Origin of the sequence: Rhodococcus sp. NPDC080181, from assembly GCF_040702225.1 — a bacterium.
Lineage (GTDB): Bacteria > Actinomycetota > Actinomycetes > Mycobacteriales > Mycobacteriaceae > Rhodococcoides > Rhodococcoides fascians.
Window position 1 is genome coordinate 1 of the sequence record NZ_JBFBKN010000074.1, and the last position, 1,081, is coordinate 1,081.

Here is a 1,081-nt window from a genome sequence, read left to right on the forward strand (position 1 = left end):
CGGATCAGGAGTGTCGCCCGGGGTCCTGCTCGGTCTGGGGTCTGCTCACCGTCGGTGGCGCAGCGAGCCGACAGGGCGAGCACAGGACCAAACCGGGGGCGGACTGCACGACCGCCTCCGATTCGGGCGTGTTCGATCAGACTGTTTCGAGGTTGCGTGCGGACCAGGCGGCGTAGCTGCCCTCGAGTTCGACAACTCGGTAGCCGGCGCGACGCAGGGCGCTGGCTGCGACCGCGTTACGGACGCCGCTCTGGCAGTAGGTCACGATCGGACCGCCCGTGGGCAGTCCGTCGAGGTTCCACAGCAATCGCCCACCGCTGAGCTGTTCGGAGCCAGGTATGTGGCCGTCGGCGTGTTCGGTTTTGTTGCGCACGTCCAGCACCATTGCCGAGTCGAACGAATCCAGCTCGTCCGCACCGATCGTCTCGGGTGTCGTCATGGGAAATCCTCGTAGACTTGTGACGTACCCGGTCACCGTATCGATGCCGACCCGCAGCAGGTGATCACGTAGCTCGTCGGCGACGGCGCGGTCCTCGGCAAGCACCACCAGTGGAGTGTCCTCTCGTTCGGGGTCGTAGACCCAGGCACCGAACGAGGCTGCCTTGCCGATACCGGGGATGTTGAGCGCTCCGGGGACAGCGCCGGCGTGCACCTCATATTGGCCGCGGGTGTCGAGGAGGACGACCTCGTCGGAGTCGAGGGCGCGTGCCAATTCGGTGGAGTCGTACTCGTGCAGTGGAGAGAGTGGCCCGAGAACGACCGGGCCCTGCTTGTTCTGACGCTTCATCCGGCCGAAGTAGGCGTGTGCATCCGGTTGGCCGTCGAGCATCTCATCGACGAAGCCCTGCTCGTCGTCGCGCTCGACATACCCGGCCCACCAAGCGAAACGACGTTCGTAGCCGACGCTGGTCGACGGCAACGCGCCGAGAGCTTTTCCGCAGGCACTGCCCGAACCGTGACCCGGAAAGACCTGGATATGATCTGGCTGCGTGACGAACGACCGCTTCAGACTGCGGAAGATCTGTTTGGCACCCTCGAAACGGGTGTCGACACCGTCGGCAGCTTCGTCGAGTAGGTCCGG

1 protein-coding gene is annotated in these 1,081 nt (G+C 65.1%); it reads right to left on the reverse strand.

Annotation, left to right across the window (positions count from 1 at the left end; translation table 11 throughout):
• Positions 1-136: 136 nt before the first annotated feature.
• On the reverse strand, positions 137-1,081 hold a 945-nt coding region (locus AB0O58_RS26770; RefSeq protein ID WP_032399667.1), incomplete at its 5' end, for a rhodanese-like domain-containing protein.